This is a genomic window from Nocardiopsis trehalosi NBRC 14201 (assembly GCF_001552555.1).
Classification (GTDB): domain Bacteria; phylum Actinomycetota; class Actinomycetes; order Streptosporangiales; family Streptosporangiaceae; genus Nocardiopsis_B; species Nocardiopsis_B trehalosi.
This window is the reverse complement of record NZ_BCRK01000040.1, coordinates 18786-38468: the sequence shown is the minus strand read 5'-3', so window position 1 is coordinate 38468 and position 19683 is coordinate 18786. Positions and strand designations below refer to the sequence as shown.

The following is a 19683-nucleotide window of genomic DNA, read 5'->3' as shown; positions in this document are numbered from 1 at the left end:
CCCCGGCCCCCTACCTGACCGCGGCGCAGACCGCCGAGCTGTACCGGTCGTCCAAGGCGATCCTGCGCGAGGCGGGCTACGTGGGCGCCGGCACCTGCGAGTTCCTGATCGGCACCGACGGCACGATCTCGTTCCTGGAGGTCAACACCCGGCTGCAGGTCGAGCACCCGGTCACCGAGGAGGTGACCGGCATCGACCTGGTGCGCGAGATGTTCCGCATCGCCGACGGCGAGGAGCTGGGCTACGGCGACCCGGAGGTGCGGGGCCACTCCTTCGAGTTCCGGATCAACGGCGAGGACCCGGGCCGCGGGTTCCTCCCGGCGCCGGGGACGGTCGCCGTGTGGCGGCCGCCGGCCGGTCCGGGGGTGCGGGTGGACTCGGGGGTGGAGGCGGGCACCGTCATCGGCCCGGCGTGGGACTCGCTGCTGGCCAAGCTGGTCGTCACCGGGCGCGACCGCCGCCAGGCGCTGGAGCGGGCGGCGCGGGCGCTGGCCGAGTTCGAGGTGGACGGGATGGCGACGGCGCTGCCGTTCCACCGCGCGGTGGTCACCGACCCGGAGTTCGCGCCGGAGGTCGACGGCGGCGCGGGGCCGTTCTCGGTGCACACGCGCTGGATCGAGACCGGGTTCAGCGGGGACATCGCCCCCTACGCGGGACCGGCGGCCGACCCCGCAGCGGCGCCGGAGGAGCGGGCGAGCGCCGTGGTCGAGGTCGCGGGGCGGCGCATCGAGGTGACGTTCCCGGCGGGCCTGGGCGGTCTGGCGCCGGCCCCGGCGGCGGGCGCCGCCGCGCGGCCCCGGGGGCGGCGGACGGCGCGGCCGGGCGGCGGGGGCGCCGCCTCGGGCGCGTCGCTGACCTCCCCCATGCAGGGCACGGTGGTGGCGGCCGCGGTGGCCGACGGCGACCGGGTGGCGGAGGGCGACCTGGTGGTCGTCCTGGAGGCGATGAAGATGGAGCAGCAGATCCGCGCGCACCGCGCGGGGACGGTGCGCCGGCTGGCGGCCGAGGCCGGGGCCACGCTCGCCCCGGGGGCCGTGATCTGCGACATCGAGGACTGACGCGCGGACCCGGCCGGGGCGGGCGCCGCCGCGCGGCGGCGCCCGCCCGGTCCGCCGAGGGGCGCCCCGGGCCGGGGCGCCCCTCCGCCGTCAGTGGCAGGCGAGGACGCGGACCTGGCCGCCGGAGCCGCCGGTGTACTTGGGGGCACCCACCACCACGGTGGCCCCGGCGGCGGGGACGGCGTGCAGGTTGTTCAGGCACTCCACCAGGTACAGCCCGGCCGGGAGCAGGATCTGGTGGGCGTCGGGCGATTCGGCGACGGCCGCGTCCAGCCCGGTGGTGTCGACGCCGGCGCCGACGATCGACCGCTCCTCCACCAGGAACGCGGCGGCCTCGCCGGAGAAGCCGGGCCAGTGGAACAGGCCGTCCTCGCCCTCGTTGATGAAGGCGCCGGGGACGTCGACCCGGGCGCTCCACCCGGAGTCCATGGCCACGAACGCGCCCTCGGGGATGCGGCCGTGGCGCCGCTCGTAGGCGCGGATGTCGCGCACGGTGAGCGTGGTGTCGGGGTCCTCCGCGGCGCGCTCGGCGATGCGGACGACGCACAGCGGGGCGACGAGGTTCTCCACCGGCATCTGCTCGATGGTGGCGCCGCCCTCGACGTAGTGGGCGGGCGCGTCGATGTGGGTGCCGACGTGCTCGCCGAGGGTGACGTTGCGGGAGAAGAAGCCGTCCGCGTCGACGGAATGGGTGTCCTCGAACAGCGGGCGGTCCATGGTCGGGTGGAAGTAGGGGAAGTCGGGACCGAGGGTGTGGGTGAGGTCGGCGACCGTGCCGGCGAGCAGGCCGCGGGTCTCGGCGTGCGCGGCCACCCCGGCGGGCAGCAGCGACAGCGCCGCAGCGGCGCCGGCCGCGCCCGAGTAGCGGAAGAGGTGGCGGCGCGACATCCGGCGCCGGCCGGGGTCGCCGGCGACCTGGAGGGTGCCGTGCGGCCCGGTGCGGCGGACGTGCGGGTGTCCGGCACCGAGCGGTGGCGGCGGTGACGCTCCGTAGTCGATCTGGCGCATGGTCTCGGGACCGCACATGGGGACCGCCTTCCCGGGGGCGCGCGGCCGCACGGCGGCCGCGTAAGAATTCTTATGCATCTTCGAACGCCGACTACTGTACGAGATCGAATCATCACGTGTCCACCCTCCGCGACCGCACGGACACGCGGACGGCCCCGCCCCCTCGGGAGGGGGCGGGGCCGTCGCGGCCGGACCGGCGGTGCCCGGCGGGGGCGCCGGCGCGGCTCAGCAGAGGGCGAACACGCGGCAGGGGCCGCCGAAGCCGCCGCGGTGCTTGGGGGCGCCCACGACCACGGTCGCGCCGCGGTCGGGGCACTTGTCGACGTTGTTCATGCACTCGATGCCGTAGCCGCCGGAGGGGAGCAGGATCTGGTGGGTCTCGGGGCCCTCGCTGGCGCCGGCGTCGAGGCTGGTGCTGTCGACGCCGAGGCCGACGATCGACCGCTTCTCCACCAGGAACGCGGTGGCGTCGCCGCTGAACGCGGGCCAGTGGAACTGGCCGTCGGCGTCCTCGTTGAGGTAGGCGCCGGGGACGTCGACCTTCTTGGCCCAGCCGGAGTCCATGGCCACGAACGCGCCCTTGGGGATGCGCCCGTAGCGGCGCTCGTGGCGGCGGATGTCGTCGACGGTGACGAGGGTGTCGGCGTCCTCGGCGGCGCGGTCGGCGATCCGGATGACCCGCAGCGGCGCGACGAGCTGGTCCGGCTCGATCTCGTCGATGAACGGGCCGCCGCCGTTCTGGAAGTGCGACGGCGCGTCGATGTGGGTGCCGGTGTGCTCGTCGAGGGTCATGATGATGGTGTTGAAGCCCATCTCCTCGTAGCGGTGGTTCTGCTCGTACTTCGGCGGGTCGGTGACCGTGTAGACGACCGGGAAGTCCGGGCTGAGGGTGTGGGTCATGTCGATGACGTCCCCGCCGAGCAGCCCCCGGCTGTCGGCGTAGGCGGCGGCGCCGGCCGGCAGCACCGAGAGCACGGCCGCGGCGCCCGAGGCGCCGCCGAGCTTGAACAGGTTGCGGCGGGAGAACAGGCCGGCGGTCGCCGACGGCCGGGTCTCGACGTCACCGGAGATCTGGACGGTGCCCTCCTCCCCCGCCCGGCGCACGTAGGGGTTGGCGTCACCGAGGGGCTTGGCGCCCTCCTCGCCGAAGTCGATCTGTCGCATCACATCAGGACCACACATGCCGGGCACCCTTCGGAGACGAAGCATTCCACTACAGCCACACATATGGGAACTTCATGCCTTATGTGCGTTGATGATAGTAAGGCATCTGATATCTAGCTGTCGAGACGTTCGGGCGGCGACGCCGCAGGCCACGGCGGACACACGGCCCCGCCGTCGGCACGCACAGCGACCCGGAGATGACGCAGAGCCCTATTCCGCGCCGAATTCGACGGAGCGCGACGCGCGCGTCACCGAACGTCCGGGAAATGGCGCGGCGCGGAATTCCGCACCGGGAACCCCCCGTGCGAAAAAGGCACGCCGCGCACCCGAACCGGCACGGAGGGAGACGCCCGGCGCCCCCGGGCGGCGCCGCCGGCGTCCCGCCCCGGGCCCGCACCCCGGCCGCGCCGGAGCGGGGCTCAGGGCAGCAGGCCCCAGCGGCGGGCGGCGGTCACGGCCTCCAGGCGCGTGTGCGCGCCCAGGCGGCGCATGGCCGAGCGCAGGTAGCCCTTGACGGTCTCGGGGCGCACGCCCAGGTGGGCGGCGACGTCGGCGTTGGTGTGGCCGAGGGCGACGCAGGCGAGGACGTCGAGTTCCCGGGGCGGCAGGGAGGGCGCGCCGGAGCGGGCCTCCTGCGGCCCGGCGGCCCAGGCCATGCGCGCGCACACCCGCAGCAGCCGCTCCTGGAGGTCGCCGTCGGCCGCCCCTGCGATGGCACGCAGTTCGGCGTTGAGCGCGCGGATCTCCTCCCAGCGGGCCGCCGCCGCGGCGGGGCCGGCGCCGCCCCCCGCCGCGCGGGCGCGCTCCAGCGCGGCCAGGCGGTCCTGCGCCTCGTCGCGGACCACGATGTGCTGCTCGACGGTGCGGGCCGCCGCGGCGGCCGCGGCGACGGCGCGGTCCCCCAGGGCCACCGACGCGCGCAGCGCGCCCAGCAGCACGCCGCGGGTGCGGCCGCGCACCACCACGGGGACGGCCACCATGGCGCGCAGCCCCTCGGCGGCGACCTCGGCGTCGTAGTGGTGGCTGATCGCGGTGGCGCTGACGTAGTCGCGCACCCACGCGGGGCGCTGCACGGCGAGGCTGCGGCCGCCCAGCCCGCGCCCCGGGGCGACGCGCAGGTCGCGGATGGCGTCGGTGCGGACGCCCGCGAGTTCGGTGTAGCGCACCGCGCCGTCCGCGCCCACCGCCCCGCCGAAGACGACGGGCAGCCCGCCGTGCCGCCGCAGCAGCGGCAGCCCGGCTCGGATGTCGGCGAGGTCGCCCTCGGCGGCGGACGGGGGCATGCGGTCCTCCGGCGGCTCGGGACGGGGTCCCCTCCGGGGGCCGAGGGGACGATGAGACGCCCGTCACATCGACACGATCGTACTGCGCCCCGCGGCCCACCGGGCCCGAACGCCGGTGCCGCCCGGTCCGCCCGCCCCCCCGTTCGGGGGTGATGGGGCGCCCGCCGGGTCGGGACGATCGGGAGGGCCCCCTGCGGCGGCACGGGGCCGGACCGCGACGGGAGCCCCCATGCCTTCCCCCACGTTTCCCCCCACGACCACCTCCTACGCGAGCGGCGCGTCCGAGCGGCCGCTGCTCGGCGACACCATCGGCGCGAACCTGGCCCGCACCGCGGCGCGCTTCCCCGACCGCGAGGCGCTGGTCGACGTGCCCTCCGGGCGGCGGTGGACCTACGCCGGGTTCGCCGCCGCGGTCGACGCCGCCGCCCGCGGCCTGCTCGCGCTGGGCGTCGAGCGGGGTGAGCGCGTGGGGATCTGGGCGCCCAACCGGCCCGAGTGGGTGCTGGTGCAGTACGCGACGGCCGCGATCGGCGCGATCCTGGTCAACGTCAACCCCGCCTACCGCCGCCACGAGCTGGAGTACGTGCTGGCCCAGGCGGGGGTGCGCACCCTGGTGTCGGCGCGGGGGCACCGGGGCGCCGACTACCGCGCGATGGTCGAGGCCACCCGGGGGTCGCTGCCGGGGCTGCGCGACGTGGTCTACCTGGACGACCCGTCGTGGGCGGCGCTGCTGGCGGGCGGCGCCGGGGTGCCCGCGGCGCGCCTCGCGGAGCGGGCGGCCGGGCTGTCCTGCGACGACCCGGTGAACATCCAGTACACGTCGGGCACGACCGGGTTCCCCAAGGGGGCCACACTGTCCCACCACAGCATCCTGAACAACGGGTACTCCGTGGGCGAGCTGCTCGGCTACACCGAGCACGACCGGGTCTGCCTGCCGGTGCCCTTCTACCACTGCTTCGGCATGGTCATGGGCAACCTGGCCGCCACCAGCCACGGCGCGTGCGTGGTCATCCCCGCGCCGTCCTTCGACCCGGCGGCCACCCTGCGCGCGGTGGCCGCCGAGCGGGTGACGTCGCTGTACGGGGTGCCGACCATGTTCATCGCCGAACTGGGCCTGCCCGACTTCGCCTCCTACGACCTGTCGACGCTGCGCACCGGGATCATGGCCGGGTCGCCGTGCCCGGTGGAGGTGATGAAGCGGGTCGTCGGCGAGATGCACATGGCCGAGGTGGCCATCTGCTACGGCATGACCGAGACCTCGCCGGTGTCGGTGCAGACCCGCGTCGACGACGACCTGGAGCGGCGCACCGCCACCGTCGGCCGGGTGCTGCCGCACGTGGAGGTGAAGGTGGTCGACCCGGTCACCGGCGTGACGCTGCCGCGCGGCGAGGCGGGCGAGCTGTGCACGCGGGGCTACTCGGTGATGCTCGGCTACTGGGACCAGCCGGACAAGACCGCCGAGGTGATCGACGCGGCCCGGTGGATGCACACCGGCGACCTGGCGGTGATGCGCGAGGACGGCTACACCGCGATCGTCGGCCGCATCAAGGACATGATCATCCGCGGCGGCGAGAACATCTACCCGCGCGAGATCGAGGAGTTCCTGCACACCCACCCCAAGGTGGCCGACGTGCAGGTCGTGGGCGTGCCCGACGACCGCTACGGCGAGGAGGTGCTGGCCTGCGTCATCCCGCGCGACCCGGCCGACGCGCCGACGCGCGAGGAGATCGCCGAGTTCTGCCGCGACCGGCTCGCCCACTACAAGGTGCCCCGCTACGTGCGGGCGGTCGACGCGTTCCCGATGACGGTCAGCGGAAAGGTGCGCAAGGTCGAGATGCGCACCTGGGCCGCCCGCGAACTCGGCCTGGAACCCCCGTCGGCGTGACCCCGCGGTCCGCCGGCGGCGGCCGGGGCGGCGGGGAGCCGCCCCGGGCCGGCCGGGGCGCGGGGATCAGACCCGGTCGAGGAAGCCGCCGTCGACCACCAGGTTGGCGCCGGTGGTGAACGAGGACGCCGGGCTCGCCAGGAACGCGACGGCGCGGGCCACCTCCTCGGGGCGGCCCAGCCGGCCCGCCGGGATGCGCGACCGGATGGACGCGTAGAAGTCGGGCTGCTCGGCGCGGCGGCGCTCCCAGCCGCCCCCGGGGAACTCGATCGGCCCCGGCGACACCGTGTTGACCCGGATGCCCTTGGCCGGCAGCGTGCGGGCGAGCGCGGCCGCGTGGTGGTTCAGCGCCGCCTTGACCGCCCCGTACGCCTTGGGCCCCGACGGCGCGGAGGTGTGCAGCGCCGACGTGGTCGAGACCAGTACGATCGCGCCGCCGCGCTCGGACGCCGCCAGGTGCGGCTCGGCGTACTCGCAGACGCGCACGAACGGCAGCACGTCGGTGGCCAGCCCCCGCTCCCACATGTCGGGGCCGGCGGCGCTGCCCGCCGAGACGTTGGACACCACGGCGTCGATGCCGCCCAGCTCGGCCGCCGCGCGGTCGACGAAGGCCCGCAGCGCGTCGGCGTCGGCGACGTCCAGCGCCTCGGCGACCACCCGCCGCCCGGTGCCGCGCAGCTCCCCGGCGGCGCGCTCCAGCGGCTCGGCGGAGCGGGCGCAGACCGCCAGGTCGGCCCCCTCCGCCGCGAACACCCCGGCGATGGCCCGGCCGATCCCCCGGCTGGCCCCGGTGACCACGACCCTGGCCCCGTTGAGTCCCAGATCCATGCGCTGCTCCCCTCGGCTCGTCGGTCCGGTGCGCGACGCGGCCGCGGGCGCCCTCCGGAGGCTTCCGGAGGGCGCCCGCGGCCGGTACGACGCAGGGCAGGAGTCTACGCCCCGGTGGAGTGGAACCCTCCGTCGACGTGCACGACCTCGCCCGTGGTGGCGGGGAACCAGTCGGACAGCAGCGCGACGACGGCGCGCGCGGCGGGCTCGGGGTCGCCGGTGTCCCAGCCGAGCGGCGCCCGCTGCGGCCACGAGCCGGCCAGCTCGTCGAAGCCGGGGATGCTGCGGGCGGCCATGGTGCGCAGCGGGCCGGCCGAGACCAGGTTCACCCGGATGCCCTGCCCGCCCAGGTAGCGGGCGAGGTAGCGGGCGGTGGAGGTGAGCGCGGACTTGGCGACGCCCATCCAGTCGTAGACCGGGTAGGAGACGCTGTTGTCGAAGTCCATCGCGACGACCGAGCCGCCGTCCTTCATCAGCGGCAGCACCGCCATGGTCAGCGCCTTCAGCGAGAAGGTGGAGGTGTGCATCGCGGTGGCGACGTCGGCCCACTCGGTGTCGAGGAAGTTGCCGCCCAGGGCCTCCTGGGGGGTGAAGCCGATGGAGTGCACCACACCGTCGATGCCGTCGACGTGCTCGCGGACGCGGTCGGCGAGGCTCGCCAGGTGGTCGGCGTCGGTGACGTCCAGTTCGAGCACCGGCGGGGCGTCGGGCAGCCGGCGGGCGATGCGCTCGACGAGGGAGAGCCGGCCGTACCCGGTGAGCACCACCGTCGCGCCCTGCTCCTGGCAGAGGCGGGCGACGTGGAAGGCGATCGAGCTGTCGGTGATCACCCCGGTCACCAGGATGCGCTTGCCGTCGAGAATTCCCATGGAGTCCTTCATTCCTGTTCTGCTCTGTCACCGCCGGCGCGGGCGCGCCGGTCGGCGGGCCGGGGCCGCGTCGTCAGTGCCCCATGCCGAGGCCGCCGTCGACCGGGATGACGGCGCCGGTGATGTACCCGGCGTTCTCGCCGGTGAGGAAGCGCACCGCGGCGGCGATCTCCCCGGTGCTGCCGAAGCGGCCCAGCGGCACGTTCTTCTTGATCTCGGCGGCCCGCTCCTCGGGCAGCGCCGCGGTCATGTCGGTCTCGATGAACCCAGGGGCGACGATGTTGACCGTGATCCCGCGCGACCCCAGTTCGCGGGCGAGGGACCGGCCGAAGCCCACCAGGCCCGCCTTGGACGCCGCGTAGTTGACCTGTCCGCCGGAGCCCATCAGGCCGACCACCGAGGAGATGAGGACGATCCGGCCGCCGCGGCGGCGGCGCAGCATGCCGCGCACCGCGCGCTTGACGACGCGGAAGGTCCCGGTGAGGTTGGTGTCGAGGACGGAGGTGAAGTCGTCCTCGCTCATGAGCAGCATGAGCTGGTCCTTGGTGATGCCGGCGTTGGCCACCAGCACCTCGACCGGGCCCTGCTCCTCCTCGACCCGCGTGAACGCCGCGTCGACCTGGGCGGTGTCGGTGATGTCGCAGTGGACCCCGAGGAGCCCCTCCGGCGGCTCGCCGGACCGGTAGGTGACGGCGACGTCGTCGCCGCCGGCGGCGAGTTCGCGGGCGATGGCCAGACCGATCCCCCGGCTTCCGCCGGTGACCAGTGCCGAGCGGGCCATATCCAGGACACCTCCGAATTGCGCTGTGCGTGCACGATGACGAGCATGGACACCGTGGATGGAATGCACGCCAGCGTATCGACCTACCGGCCGGTACCGGAATCCGGGGCGAACGCCCCCGCACCGGGCACCGCCGCGTGCGGGGCGCGGAGGGGGCGCGTCCCGGCCGGTGGGGCGGGGGACCGCGCGCGGCACCGGCCGGCCGCCCGCCGGACGGCATCCGAGGCAGGAGGAGGAGCACAGTGACCACCGTCGGCACCGCCTCAGCGGTCGACTTCGCCGCCTACGGCGACTACGGCAGATCCATGACCGCCCCCAAGGGGCCCGCCTTCGAGCGGCCGCCGTACCCGTTCCGGGGCCGGATCGGGTCGGCGGAGTTCCCGGCCGAACCGGGCCGGTACCACCTGTACGCCTCCTACGCCTGCCCGTGGGCGCAGCGCAGCCTGATCGTGCGCCGGCTCAAGGGGCTGGAGGACGCGGTCTCGGTCGGCGTCGTCGACCCGGTCCGCGACGGCCGGGGGTGGGCGTTCCGGGAGGGACCGGGCCACGGGCCCGACACCGTGAACGGCTTCGCGCTGCTGCGCGAGGCCTACGAGGCCACCGAGCCCGGCTACGACGGGCACGTGTCGGTGCCGGTGCTGTGGGACACCCGGACCCGGCGCATCGTCAGCAACCACTTCCCCGACATCACGCTCGACCTCAACGCGGAGTTCGAACCGTGGGCGCGCGAGCGGATCGACCTCTACCCCGAGGAGCTGCGCGCCGAGATCGACGCGCTGAACGACGAGGTCTACACCCGGGTGAACAACGGCGTGTACCGGTGCGGGTTCGCGCCCACGCAGGAGGCGTACGACGAGGCCGTCACCGACCTGTTCGCGGCACTCGACGGCCTGGAGGAGCGGCTGGCCCGGCACCGCTACCTGTGCGGCGACCGCGTCACCGAGGCCGACGTCCGGCTGTGGGTGACCCTCGCCCGGTTCGACCCGGTCTACGGCACCCACTTCAAGGCGAACCTGCGCCGGCTCACCGACTACGAGAACCTGTGGGGCTACACCCGCGACCTCTACACGCTGCCGGCGTTCCGCGACACCACCGACTTCGACCACATCCGCCGCCACTACTACACGACGCACCCGGACCTGAACCCGCGGCGGATCGTCCCGGCGGGCCCGCTGCTCGACTTCACCGCGCCGCACGGCCGCGCCGCCCTGGGCGGGCGCGCGGCGCCCGCCCCGGAGGCGCGGGCGGTCAGCGCGCCGCCAGCCGGCTGAGCCCGCCCTCGATCAGCCGGGGCACCGCGGCGCCGATCCGGTCGAAGTCGGCCCCCACGGTCTGGCCCTGGGCGAACCGGTAGTGGATGCCCTCCAGGATCACGGCGAGCTTGAAGAACGCGAAGCCGACGTACCAGTCGAGGGCGGCGACGTCGCGGCCGGACCGGTCGGCGTAGCGGGCGGTGATCTCGGCGGCGGACGGGTAGCCGGCGGCGCGGGGCGCGTCGCTGACCCCCGTCCCCACCGGCATCTCCGGGCTGCCGTAGGCGAGCAGCAGGGCGACGTCGGTGAGCGGGTCTCCGAGCGTGGACATCTCCCAGTCGAGGACGGCGGCGATCCGGTCGCCGCCGTCCACCAGCATGTTGTCGAGCCGGTAGTCGCCGTGGACGACGGTCGGCGCCGGCGACTCCGGCAGCCCGGCGGCCAGGCCCGCGTGCAGCTCGTCGATGCCGGGCAGGTCGCGGCTGCGGGAGGCCGCGAGCTGCTTGCCCCACCGGCGGACCTGGCGTTCCAGGAAGCCGTCGGGGCGGCCGAAGTCGGCGAGGCCGACGGCGGCGGGGTCGACGGCGTGCAGGTCGACCAGGGTGTCGACCATCGACAGGACGAGCGCGCGGGTGCGGTCGGCGCCCAGCGCGTCGAGCTGGCGGGCCCGCCGGTAGGGGGTGCCCTCGACGAACTCCATGAGGTAGAACGGGGCGCCGATCACCTCGGGGTCGGTGCACAGCAGCAGCGCGGCCGGGACGGGCACGGCGGTGTCGGCGAGGGCGGTGATGACGCGGTGCTCGCGCGCCATGTCGTGCGCGGTGGGCAGCACGTGGCCGAGCGGGGGGCGGCGCACCACCCAGGTGCCGCTCCCGTCGGTCACCCGGTAGGTGAGGTTGGAGCGCCCGCCCGCGATCACCTCCCCGCGCAGGTCGCCGCCGAGCAGGCCGGGGAGTTCGGCGTCGACGTGCTCCCGCAGCCGCCGCAGGTCCACGCCCGGAGGATCGATCTCGCCCATTCGGTCTCCCGCCGCCCTTCGGCCGTCGTCGCGCGCCGGGGGCCGCGGTCCGGCCGCGGTCCGGCTTCGTGTCCGGAGCAGGATAACGCGCCCTCTTCTCCGACATACCATCCGGTCGGTCTTTTTCCCGTCCGGCGCGGCAGGCGGGGAGCGGGGGCACGGGGCGGGCACCACCGCCGCAGAGCGGGCACCACCGCCACCGGCCGGGGGGTGTCCCAAGCGCGCCCCGCCCCGCGCGGCGGCGCCCTCCCTCGCCGATGGCCCGCGTCTGGACGCGCGCGTCCCGTTGCGGCATGATGCGGGCACGGCGCTCGACGCGCCCGGTGTGCCGGGAAGTCTGGTCGGCGGTCCGCACCGCCATGACCGGAAGGCCCGCCCGTGACCACCGCCCCGCACCCCGCCCGCCGCCGGACCGCCGTCTACCGCGACGCCGCGGGGGAACGGCTCATCCGCTCCTGGTGCCGCGCCCGCCTGGCGGCGCACCCCGCCCCGCGCGAGCGCACGCTCGCCACCTCCCTGGGGCCCACCCCGGTCTTCACCGCGGACGGCGGCCCGGGCACCCCGGTCCTGCTGCTGGCGGGCACGAATTTCAACAGCGCCACCGACCTGCCGGTCGCCCGCGCCCTGGCCCGCGACCGCGCCGTACACCTGGTCGATCTGCCCGGCCAGCCGGGCCTGGCCCCGCCGCACCGGCCCGGCGGCGACCGCCTCGCCGCCTACGGAACCTGGCTGGCGGACATCCTCGCCCACCTCGCCGACCGCCCGGTCCTCGTGCTCGGCCACTCGCTGGGGGCGGCGGTGGCACTGTCGTGCGCCCCGTCCGACCGGGTGGCCGGACTGGCCCTGGTCGGCCCGGCGGGGCTGGCGCCCGCCGCGATCGGCCCCGCCCTGCTGCGGGCGACGCTGCCGTGGCTCCTCGCCCCCTCCCCCGCCACCAGCGCGCGGCTGCTCGACCACATGAGCGGCCCCGCACCCGCTCATGGGCGGGAACGGGACCGACAGGACGCCTGGCTGACGCTGGTGGCCCGCCACTGCCGCACCAGCCTCGCCCCGCGCCCCTTGCCCGACCGCGTCGTGCGCCGGTGGCGCACGACCCCCGTCCGGGTGGCCGCGGGCGCCCACGACTGCTTCTTCCCGCCGGCCCGCCTGGCCGCGCCCGCCCGCCGGCTGCTCGGCACCGGGGTGCACGGCATTCCCGGAGCCGGCCACCTCGCCCCGCATGAACGGCCCGACGACATCCGCGCCCTCCTGCGCGAGCTGGACCCGGCCCCCGGCGCCTGAGAAGGGCCCGCCGCAGCCGACCGGAATGGAGTGCCACGCACGCGCACGCGCCGGCTCCGCACCGTGTCCACGCGCGACTCCGGATGGAAATCCGCCGGGAAAGGAGTCCCCTTTCCCCCTCGGTGACCTGGCCCGCCCGGCCCACGCCGCAGCGTCACCCCCGGCGTTCGGCCCCGGGGGCGGGGCACATTGGGACCGCGGGACATTCATCCGGGAAAAGGGGGAACCCCATTCCTCGAATGCATTGGAGTCCCTATAGTGGAAACCGGCACCCGAAATACCAAGAACGGAGTATGCCAATGGCTCAGAAGACGCAGATACTACTCGTCGACGATCTGGACGGCGGCCAAGCGGAGGAGAGCGTCACTTTCGCGCTCGACGGACAAACTTATGAAATCGACTTGAGCAGCCAGAACGCCAAGATGCTGCGGGAGGCGCTCGCCCCGTTCGTCGACCACGCCCGCCGGGCCCGGCCCACCGGGCGCGCCGCCCGCCAGGGCCGCGCGCCGGCCGGCGGCGGGCGGATCGACCGCGACAAGGCCGCGCGCATCCGCACCTGGGCGCGGTCGGCCGGCAAGCCGGTCAGCGACCGCGGCCGCATCCCGGCGGCCATCGTCGCCGACTACGAGAGCCGCCACTAGCGGCCCCGGCGGCGGTCGGACGGGGGGCGCAGGCCGCGTTCGGACGGGGGGCGGATGCCGAAGAAGGGGGTCTTGATCGGGGGCGCGGTCCCCGTGGCGGCCACGAACCCCTCGGGGGTGAAGCCGGGCCGACCCGCCTTCCGGGCCGCGGGCCGCGCCCCCTGCAGGGCGGCCCGCACCCCGTGGCCGTCCCGCGCCAGCTCCCCCTGGTGGACGCGGGCCTCGACGAGCCGCAGGTCGTTGACGACGAGGTGGTGGCGGCCGTCCGTCCGGACGTTGTCCCGGACCGCGGTGAGCAGCTCGCGCGCCTCCTCCCACCGGCCCGCGGCGCGCATGGCCTTGCTGGCGTCCCACCGCATGGTCCACACCAGCCGGGCGGCCGCGTCCGCCTCCACCCGCAGGGAGGGCACCCGCTCGGCCCAGTCCGCCAGCCGCGACGCGGCCTCCTCCTGGCGGTCGCCCGCGGCGGTCAGCAGTTCCACCGCCCCGGCGGGGTCGCCCGCCAGCCGGCGCTCCAGGCCCGCCTTGTACAGCGCTTCGGGCAGCAGCCGGTTGGTCCGCAGCGCCTGCGCGCGCACGGGGCCGGTGTGCTCGGCCGGCAGGCGCTCGCCGAGGCGCGCGAGGAGCGGGCCGACGGCGGCCGCGATCTCGTCCCGGTGGGCCGCGACGTCCGTTTCCGCCAGTGACCGCAGCCGGGCCAGCTCGTCCTTCGGCGCGGGCTCGTTCGGGGGCTGCGACACGGGGTGCTCCAGGGGGTGCGGTGGGCCGTCCGGTGCCGGGCGGCCCACCGGGCCGCCCGGCACCGGGCGCGGACGGGAATGATCCTGGACGAATCCGGGCGGCCGATCAAGCGGGCGGTACCCGCCTCCCCGCCGGTCCCCGTTCGACGCGGTTCGGGGGGGCGGCGTCGGCCGCGCCCGGGCGCCCACCGCCCCCCGGGCCCGGGAGGCCGCGTCGGCGGTCGGGCCCGGCCCCGGTCAGGCGGGGGCGCCGGTCGCGCTCCAGGCGTTCCACAGGTCGGCGTAGCGGCCGCCCCGGGCGACCAGGTCGGCGTGCGTGCCGGACTCGACCACGCGGCCCGCGTCGAGGACGACGATGCGGTCGGCCTCGACCGCCTGCGGCAGCCGGTGCGCCACGACCAGGGCGGTGCGGCCCCGGGTCGCGGCCACCGCCGCCCGCTCCAGCACCCGGGCGCCCGCGCTGCCCGCCTCGGCGCCCGCCTCGTCCAGCACGACCACGGCCGGGTCGGCCAGGACCACGCGGGCCAGGGCCAGGTGCTGCGCCTGGAAGGCGGTCAGCCGGAGCCCGCCCTCGCCGACGACGGTGTCCAGTCCCTCGGGCAGGGCCGCCGCCCAGGACAGGGCGTCCACCGCCGCCAGGGCGGCGCGGACCCGGTCCTCGCCGGCGTCCGGCACGGCGAGCCGGACGTTGTCGGCGAGCGTCCCCGCGAACACGTGGGTGTCCTGGCTGACCAGGGCCAGGTGCCGGCGGAGCGCGTCGGGGTGCAGCCGGTCCAGGGGGGCGCCGCCGAGCCGGACCGCGCCCTCGGCCGGGGTCAGCAGGCCCGCGACGACCGAGGCGAGCGTGGTCTTGCCCGCCCCGCTGCCGCCCACCAGGGCCACCCGCTCCCCCGGCGCGACGCGCAGGGTGACGTCGCGCAGCACGGGCGGCCCGCCGTCGTAGCGGTGGCCGACCCCGAGCACCTCGACCCCGCCGTCGGCGGGGACCATCGCGTCGGCGGGCGGTTCCGGCAGCGGCATCGCGGCCACCCCGGCCATGCGCGCGAGGCTGGTCCCGGCCGACTGCACGTCGTTGAACGTCACCATGATGGCGCCGAGCGGCCCGAACAGCCGGTGGAAGTACAGCGCGGCGGCGGTGGTCTGCCCCACGGTGGCGGCGTCGCCGCCGACCAGCGCGAACCCCACGGCGAGGATCGCGGAGAGGCCGACGCACTCGGCCATGTTCATGCTCCCGCCGAAGCGGGTGAACAGGCGGAACACCCGGACGGTGGCGTCGCGGGCCACCGCGGAGCGCTCGTCCACCAGAGCCCGGCGGTGCGCGTGCAGCCGGTAGGCGTGCACGGTCTCGGCGCCGTGCAGCGACCCGACGAGCGCCTGGGCGCGCTCGCCCATGGCGGCGCGCTCGTCAACGTAGAGCGGGGCCGAGCGCGGCAGGTACCAGCGCAGGGCGAACGCGTAGACGGGCAGCGCGCACATCCCGGCCAGGCCCAGCCGCCAGTCCAAGGCGATGAGGCCGCCCATCGTCAGGACCACCGTGAGCAGGGCCGACAGCAGGAACGGCACCTTCTCGCGGATGGTGTCGCCCACCACCGCGACGTCGTCGCCGACGCGGGAGAGCAGGTCCCCGGCGCTGAGCCGGGCGAGCACCGGCGCGGGCAGCAGCAGCGCGCGCCGCACGACGCGTTCGCGGAGCCGGGCGAGCACGGTCTCGCCGGTCCGGGCGAGCAGGGTGAACGCGACCGCGGTCAGCACCCCGCCGGCCACCGCCGCGGCGGCGATGGCGCCCGTCAGGGTCAGCGCGTGCGCGGTCGTCGTGCCCTCGTCCACCGCGTCGACCAGCAGGCCGAGGACCCAGGGCGCGATCAGCGCGCACGCGTTGGCGGCGGCGGACACGGCCAGGGCCGCGGCGGCGGGGCCGCGCACGCCGCGCAGTTCGGCGCGGACGAGCGCCAGCGTGGCGCGCGCCGAGGCGATCGGCAGCACCCGGTGGGCGCTGGGGGCGGCCGTCGGTCCGGCGGTCATCGCAGCACCGTCCTGCGGTAGTCGGGGTCGGCGGCGGCCAGGTCGGCGTGGGTGCCCTCGCGGGCGACGGCGCCGCCGGAGAGCACCACCACACGGTCGGCGCGGGCGAGCAGGGCGGGGCTGCTGGTGACGACGAGGGTCGCCAGGCCGGCCCCGGCGTCCGGGCCGTGCCGGGCGTCGCGCAGCCCCTGGGCGACGGTCTCCTCGGTGACGGCGTCGACCGCCGTGGTGGGCTCGTCCAGGACGAGGACCGGCGGGCGGGCGGCGACGGCCCGCGCCAGGGCCAGGCGCTGCCGCTGCCCGCCGGACAGGGTGGTCCCGCGGTCGGTGATGCGGTGGTCGAGGCCGTCGGGGTGGGCGCGGACGACCTCGTCGCCGGCCGTGGCGCGCAGCGCCGCCCACAGCCCGGCCTCGTCGTCCCCGCCGCCCGCCGCCCCGGCGGGGACGCCCGCGCGCACGTTGTCGCGCAGGGTGCCCTCGAACAGGTCGGGCTCGTGCGGTTCGACCAGGACGGTGCGGCGGGCGTCGTCGAGGCGGATGTCGCCGAGCGGGACGCCGTCGACGAGGACGTCGCCGTCGACCTCGCCCGGCGGCGTCCGCCCGGACAGCAGGGCGACCAGGGCGCGGGTCTCGGCCGGGTCGTGGCCGACGACGCCGACGAACTCGCCCGGCCGCACCGACAGGGTCAGGCCGCGCAGCGGGCCGTGGTGGACGCCGCGCAGGTCGACGCGGGCCTCCCCGGCGACGGCCCGGTCGCCCGGGGCGAGCCGGTAGGGGGCGTCGAGCATCGCGGCCAGGCGCCCGGCCGACGCCCGCGCCACCGCGATGCCCTGGCCGCACAGGCCGAGTTCGCGCACCGGCTCGGTGATGAACTGGGCGAGGCCGACGACGGTGATGAGCTCGCCGATGGTGATGCGCCCGTTGATCGCGGCCCACCCGGCGAACGCGGCGGCGCCCGCCAGCAGCAGCCCGCCGCCCGCGGTGGTGGCGCCGAAGTAGGCGCCGCTGGGGGCGGCGGCGTGCAGGGCGGCGCGCAGCGCGGCGCCGCTGGACCGCTGGTAGCCGTCCGCCGCGGCGGTCTCGGCGCCGACGCCGCGCAGCACCGGCAGGCCGCGCACCAGGTCGGCGGCGAGCGCGGTGGTGGCGGCGGTGGCCGCCTGCTGGGAGGCCGCCCGCCGGGTCAGCAGCGGGCCGAGCACCTGGACGGCGCCCACCAGCACGGGCACGCCAACGAGCACGCCGAGGCCGAGCGCGGAGTCGATGCGCAGCAGCGCGACCGCCGACACGGCCAGGCCGACGACCCCGGACACGAACGAGGGGCCGAAGTGCAGCAGCCGGGCCAGCCGGTCGGCGTCGGAGGTGGCGATGCTCAGCTGCTCCCCGGCGCGCATCCCGCTGTCCTGGCGGCGGGGGTCGAGCATGCGCTCGGCGGCCTCGACGCGCAGCAGGTGGGCCTCGCCCTGGATCGCGGCGACCAGGGAGCGCGCGCCGAAGCGCCACGACATGGTGAGGACGGTGAACAGCAGCACCAGGCCGGCCAGCGACACCGCCAGCGCCCGGACGTCGCCGGTGGCGACGGCCCGGTCGATGACGAGGCCGATGGCGACCGGGACCAGCGCCTCGGCGGTCTGGTGCAGGGAGGCCCCGGTGACGCCGATGGCCAGCCGCCCCCGGTTGCGCAGCAGGGCGCGGCGCAGCAGCCGCCCGCCGCCGGACGGCGCGGTGCCGGCCGGCGCGGTGTCGGCCGCGCTCATCGGGGGTCCGCTCGGCGCCGGGAGGGGCGGTGGGCCCGCGTCCGCGCGGCGGTGCCGGCGGGGGGCCGCGCCGGGCCTGGGGGGGCGGCGGGACGGACTCACGGGCGGCCTTCCGGTCGTGGGGGGCGGGGGCGCCGCAGGAGGCGGCCGGGCGGGACGGACCACCGCACCAGGGCCGACGACGAGCGGCAAAGGAGAGCCTAACCTAAAGGCGACGCGCGTCTCGACGTGCGCCACCTCTCCCCGCACCGCGGGAATACCGGTCCGCGCCGCGCGGCCCGCACCGGGCGCCGGGCGGCGGGTCACACGACGAAGCCGAGCTCCTTGTCCACGACGTTGCGCAGGGGGCGCCCGGCCCGGAACCGCTCCAGGTTGTCGGTGAAGACGCCGAGCAGCGCGTCGCGCCAGCCCGCGACGTCGCCCGCCATGTGCGGGGAGACCACCACGTTCGGCAGCCCCCACAGCGGGTGCTCCTCGGGCAGCGGCTCCCGGTGGAACACGTCGAGCGCCGCTCCGGCCACGCGGCCGTCCCGCAGCGCCCGGGTCAGCGCCGCCTCGTCCACCACCGGCCCCCGGGCGACGTTGACGAGGTAGGCGTCGGGCGCCATCGCGGCGATCGCGTCCGCGCCGACGAGGCCCCGCGTCGCGGCGGTGAGCGGGGCGGTGACGACCACGAACCGGTAGCCGCCGATGACGGCGGCGAGGTCGGCCGGACCGTACACGGCGCCGAACACGCCGTCGCCCGGCCGGGCCGCCCGGCCGACGGCGTCGACCGCCACCCCGACCGCGCCGAGGGTCCGGCCGACCGCCCGCCCGATGGCGCCCGGTCCGACCACCAGCGCCCGCGACCCGCGCAGCAGGGAGGTGGGCCGGTGCTCCCAGTGGCGGCGGCGCTGCCGGTCGAGGGTGCCGGGCAGGTCCTTGGCGAACGCCAGCGCCAGGCCCAGCACGTACTCGGCGATCGCGTCGTCCAGCACGCCGCGCACGTTGGTGACGGTGACGCCGCTGCGCACCACCTCGGGGGTGAGGACGCGGTCGACCCCGGCGCTGCTGACGTGCATCCACCGCAGCGCGTCCGCGTGCGGCCACGCGCGGGCCACCCCGCCCGAGGTGAACGACCAGACGAGCAGCGCGTCGGCGCCCTCGACCGCCGCCGGCAGCTCCGCGGCGGTCGCGTAGCGGACCTCGGTGTCGGTGAGGTGGGACAGGTCGGGGCGGTGGCCGTCGGCGGAGACGGCGAGGATCAGCCGCGCCATGCCCGGCCGTCCGGAGCGTGCGGGCGGCCGCCGCCCCGGGGGCGGGCGCGGTCGTTCGTCGGCATCATGGGGTCCTCGTCGGGTGCGGCGCGCGGTCGGCGGCCCGGTCGGCGGCGGCTCCCGCCGCCGGACCGGCACCCGGGGATGCTACGCGACCGGCCGCGACGGGCCGGGCGGGGGGGTCCGGGGAAACCGCCGGGGGGGCGGGGCGGCCGGGCACCTGAACGGCGCGGGGCGCCGGCGGCGGTCAGTCGGTCCGCAGGGCCGTGAGGAGGAGGTCGGCGTAGTGGTCGCCGATCTGCCGCGGCGACAGCGCGCCCTCGGGGTGGTACCAGGTGCTCAGGTGGTGCACCGACCCGAAGTAGAAGTCGACCACGATGTCGGCGGGCACCCGGTCGGTGAACACGCCCTCGTCCTGGCCGCGGGTGACCAGCGACCGGAACAGCTCGTGGTAGCGGCGCCGCCCGGCGCGGACCTCGCGCTGCTTGGCGGCGCTCAGCTGGTGCAGCGACCGGAACGAGATGCTGGCGTCGTCCAGGTTGGCGATGGTGGTGACGACGACGTCGGACGCCGCCCGCCGCACCCGCTCGACCACGGTGCCCGGCCCGGCAGCGATCTCCTCCAGCCGGGTGGTCTGCAACCGCAGCACCCGCGCGTAGATCTCGGCGAGGAGGTCGTCCTTGGAGTCGAAGTAGTGGTACATCGCGCCCTTGGTGACCCCGGCGGCGTCCACGATCTCCTGCACCGAGGTGCGGTCGAACCCCTTCTCGGCGAACAGCCGGGTGGCGACCGCCAGCAGGCGGCGCGGCACGGACGCCTCGGCGAGGGGTCCGGCGGATCCG

The 19683-nt window shown here is 76.5% G+C and carries 17 protein-coding genes; 5 read left to right on the top strand and 12 right to left on the bottom strand.

Going from position 1 to position 19683, the window contains the following annotated elements; all coding sequences use genetic code 11:
• The coding region (locus tag NT8_RS10060) for an ATP-binding protein (RefSeq protein WP_305082637.1) at positions 1 to 1058 on the top strand (1058 nt) is incomplete at its 5' end.
• A gap of 90 nt (positions 1059 to 1148) precedes the next feature.
• Here NT8_RS10060 and NT8_RS10055 read toward each other — a convergent pair.
• The 3 genes from NT8_RS10055 to NT8_RS10045 form a co-directional block, all read right to left on the bottom strand.
• Positions 1149 to 2084 (bottom strand): cyclase family protein, encoded by a 936-nt coding sequence (locus tag NT8_RS10055; RefSeq protein ID WP_217999146.1) that lies wholly within the window; start codon positions 2082 to 2084, stop codon positions 1149 to 1151.
• Between the two features lie 207 nt (positions 2085 to 2291).
• Positions 2292 to 3230 (bottom strand): cyclase family protein, encoded by a 939-nt coding sequence (locus NT8_RS10050; protein ID WP_067966730.1) that lies wholly within the window; start codon positions 3228 to 3230, stop codon positions 2292 to 2294.
• 419 nt (positions 3231 to 3649) lie between these two features.
• Positions 3650 to 4513 carry a helix-turn-helix domain-containing protein gene (locus tag NT8_RS10045; RefSeq protein WP_067966726.1) on the bottom strand — a complete coding sequence of 288 codons (864 nt, stop codon included), beginning with the start codon at positions 4511 to 4513 and terminating at the stop codon, positions 3650 to 3652.
• 229 nt (positions 4514 to 4742) lie between these two features.
• Between NT8_RS10045 and NT8_RS10040 the strand changes: the two genes are divergently transcribed.
• Complete coding sequence (locus NT8_RS10040) at positions 4743 to 6398, top strand: AMP-binding protein (RefSeq protein WP_067966722.1); 1656 nt, start codon at positions 4743 to 4745, stop codon at positions 6396 to 6398.
• A 66-nt stretch (positions 6399 to 6464) separates the two neighbouring features.
• Here NT8_RS10040 and NT8_RS10035 read toward each other — a convergent pair whose 3' ends face one another.
• The 3 genes from NT8_RS10035 to fabG form a co-directional block, all read right to left on the bottom strand.
• Positions 6465 to 7226 carry an SDR family NAD(P)-dependent oxidoreductase gene (locus tag NT8_RS10035; protein ID WP_067966719.1) on the bottom strand — a complete coding sequence of 254 codons (762 nt, stop codon included), beginning with the start codon at positions 7224 to 7226 and terminating at the stop codon, positions 6465 to 6467.
• A gap of 104 nt (positions 7227 to 7330) precedes the next feature.
• Entirely contained in the window at positions 7331 to 8095 is a 765-nt protein-coding gene (gene fabI / locus NT8_RS10030) for an enoyl-ACP reductase FabI (protein WP_067966716.1), read from the bottom strand.
• Positions 8096 to 8168: 73 nt separating this feature from the next.
• The gene (fabG, locus tag NT8_RS10025; protein ID WP_067966712.1) at positions 8169 to 8876 is read right to left on the bottom strand and encodes a 3-oxoacyl-ACP reductase FabG; all 708 of its coding nucleotides are present in this window, start codon (positions 8874 to 8876) and stop codon (positions 8169 to 8171) included.
• 242 nt (positions 8877 to 9118) lie between these two features.
• Here fabG and NT8_RS10020 point away from each other — a divergent pair, with 242 nt between their 5' ends.
• Positions 9119 to 10147, top strand: coding sequence for a glutathione S-transferase family protein (locus NT8_RS10020; RefSeq protein ID WP_245646113.1), 1029 nt, complete (start codon positions 9119 to 9121; stop codon positions 10145 to 10147).
• Here the strand turns inward: NT8_RS10020 and NT8_RS10015 are convergent.
• Positions 10125 to 11147, bottom strand: coding sequence for a phosphotransferase family protein (locus tag NT8_RS10015; RefSeq protein ID WP_067966710.1), 1023 nt, complete (start codon positions 11145 to 11147; stop codon positions 10125 to 10127). The genes NT8_RS10020 and NT8_RS10015 overlap by 23 nt on opposite strands.
• Positions 11148 to 11525: 378 nt before the next feature.
• On the opposite strand from NT8_RS10015, the gene NT8_RS10010 reads away from it, so the two are divergent.
• Together NT8_RS10010 and NT8_RS10005 are read left to right on the top strand one after the other, a co-directional pair.
• Positions 11526 to 12428 carry an alpha/beta fold hydrolase gene (locus NT8_RS10010; protein WP_067966708.1) on the top strand — a complete coding sequence of 301 codons (903 nt, stop codon included), beginning with the start codon at positions 11526 to 11528 and terminating at the stop codon, positions 12426 to 12428.
• Positions 12429 to 12727: 299 nt separating this feature from the next.
• Positions 12728 to 13069 carry a histone-like nucleoid-structuring protein Lsr2 gene (locus NT8_RS10005; RefSeq protein ID WP_067966705.1) on the top strand — a complete coding sequence of 114 codons (342 nt, stop codon included), beginning with the start codon at positions 12728 to 12730 and terminating at the stop codon, positions 13067 to 13069.
• Here the strand turns inward: NT8_RS10005 and NT8_RS10000 are convergent.
• The 5 genes from NT8_RS10000 to NT8_RS09980 form a co-directional block, all read right to left on the bottom strand.
• Positions 13066 to 13809, bottom strand: a complete 744-nt coding sequence (locus tag NT8_RS10000; protein WP_157515657.1) for a hypothetical protein — start codon at positions 13807 to 13809, stop codon at positions 13066 to 13068. The genes NT8_RS10005 and NT8_RS10000 overlap by 4 nt on opposite strands.
• A 237-nt stretch (positions 13810 to 14046) precedes the next feature.
• Positions 14047 to 15831: an ABC transporter ATP-binding protein gene (locus NT8_RS09995; RefSeq protein WP_067966699.1), complete on the bottom strand. Its 1785-nt coding sequence runs from the start codon at positions 15829 to 15831 to the stop codon at positions 14047 to 14049.
• Complete coding sequence (locus NT8_RS09990) at positions 15828 to 17585, bottom strand: ATP-binding cassette domain-containing protein (protein WP_067966696.1); 1758 nt, start codon at positions 17583 to 17585, stop codon at positions 15828 to 15830. Before NT8_RS09990 ends, NT8_RS09995 begins: the two co-directional genes overlap by 4 nt.
• Positions 17586 to 17887: 302 nt before the next feature.
• Complete coding sequence (locus NT8_RS09985; RefSeq protein WP_067966695.1) at positions 17888 to 18841, bottom strand: D-2-hydroxyacid dehydrogenase; 954 nt, start codon at positions 18839 to 18841, stop codon at positions 17888 to 17890.
• 247 nt (positions 18842 to 19088) lie between these two features.
• Complete coding sequence (locus NT8_RS09980) at positions 19089 to 19652, bottom strand: TetR/AcrR family transcriptional regulator (RefSeq protein ID WP_174549550.1); 564 nt, start codon at positions 19650 to 19652, stop codon at positions 19089 to 19091.
• Positions 19653 to 19683: the final 31 nt, after the last annotated feature.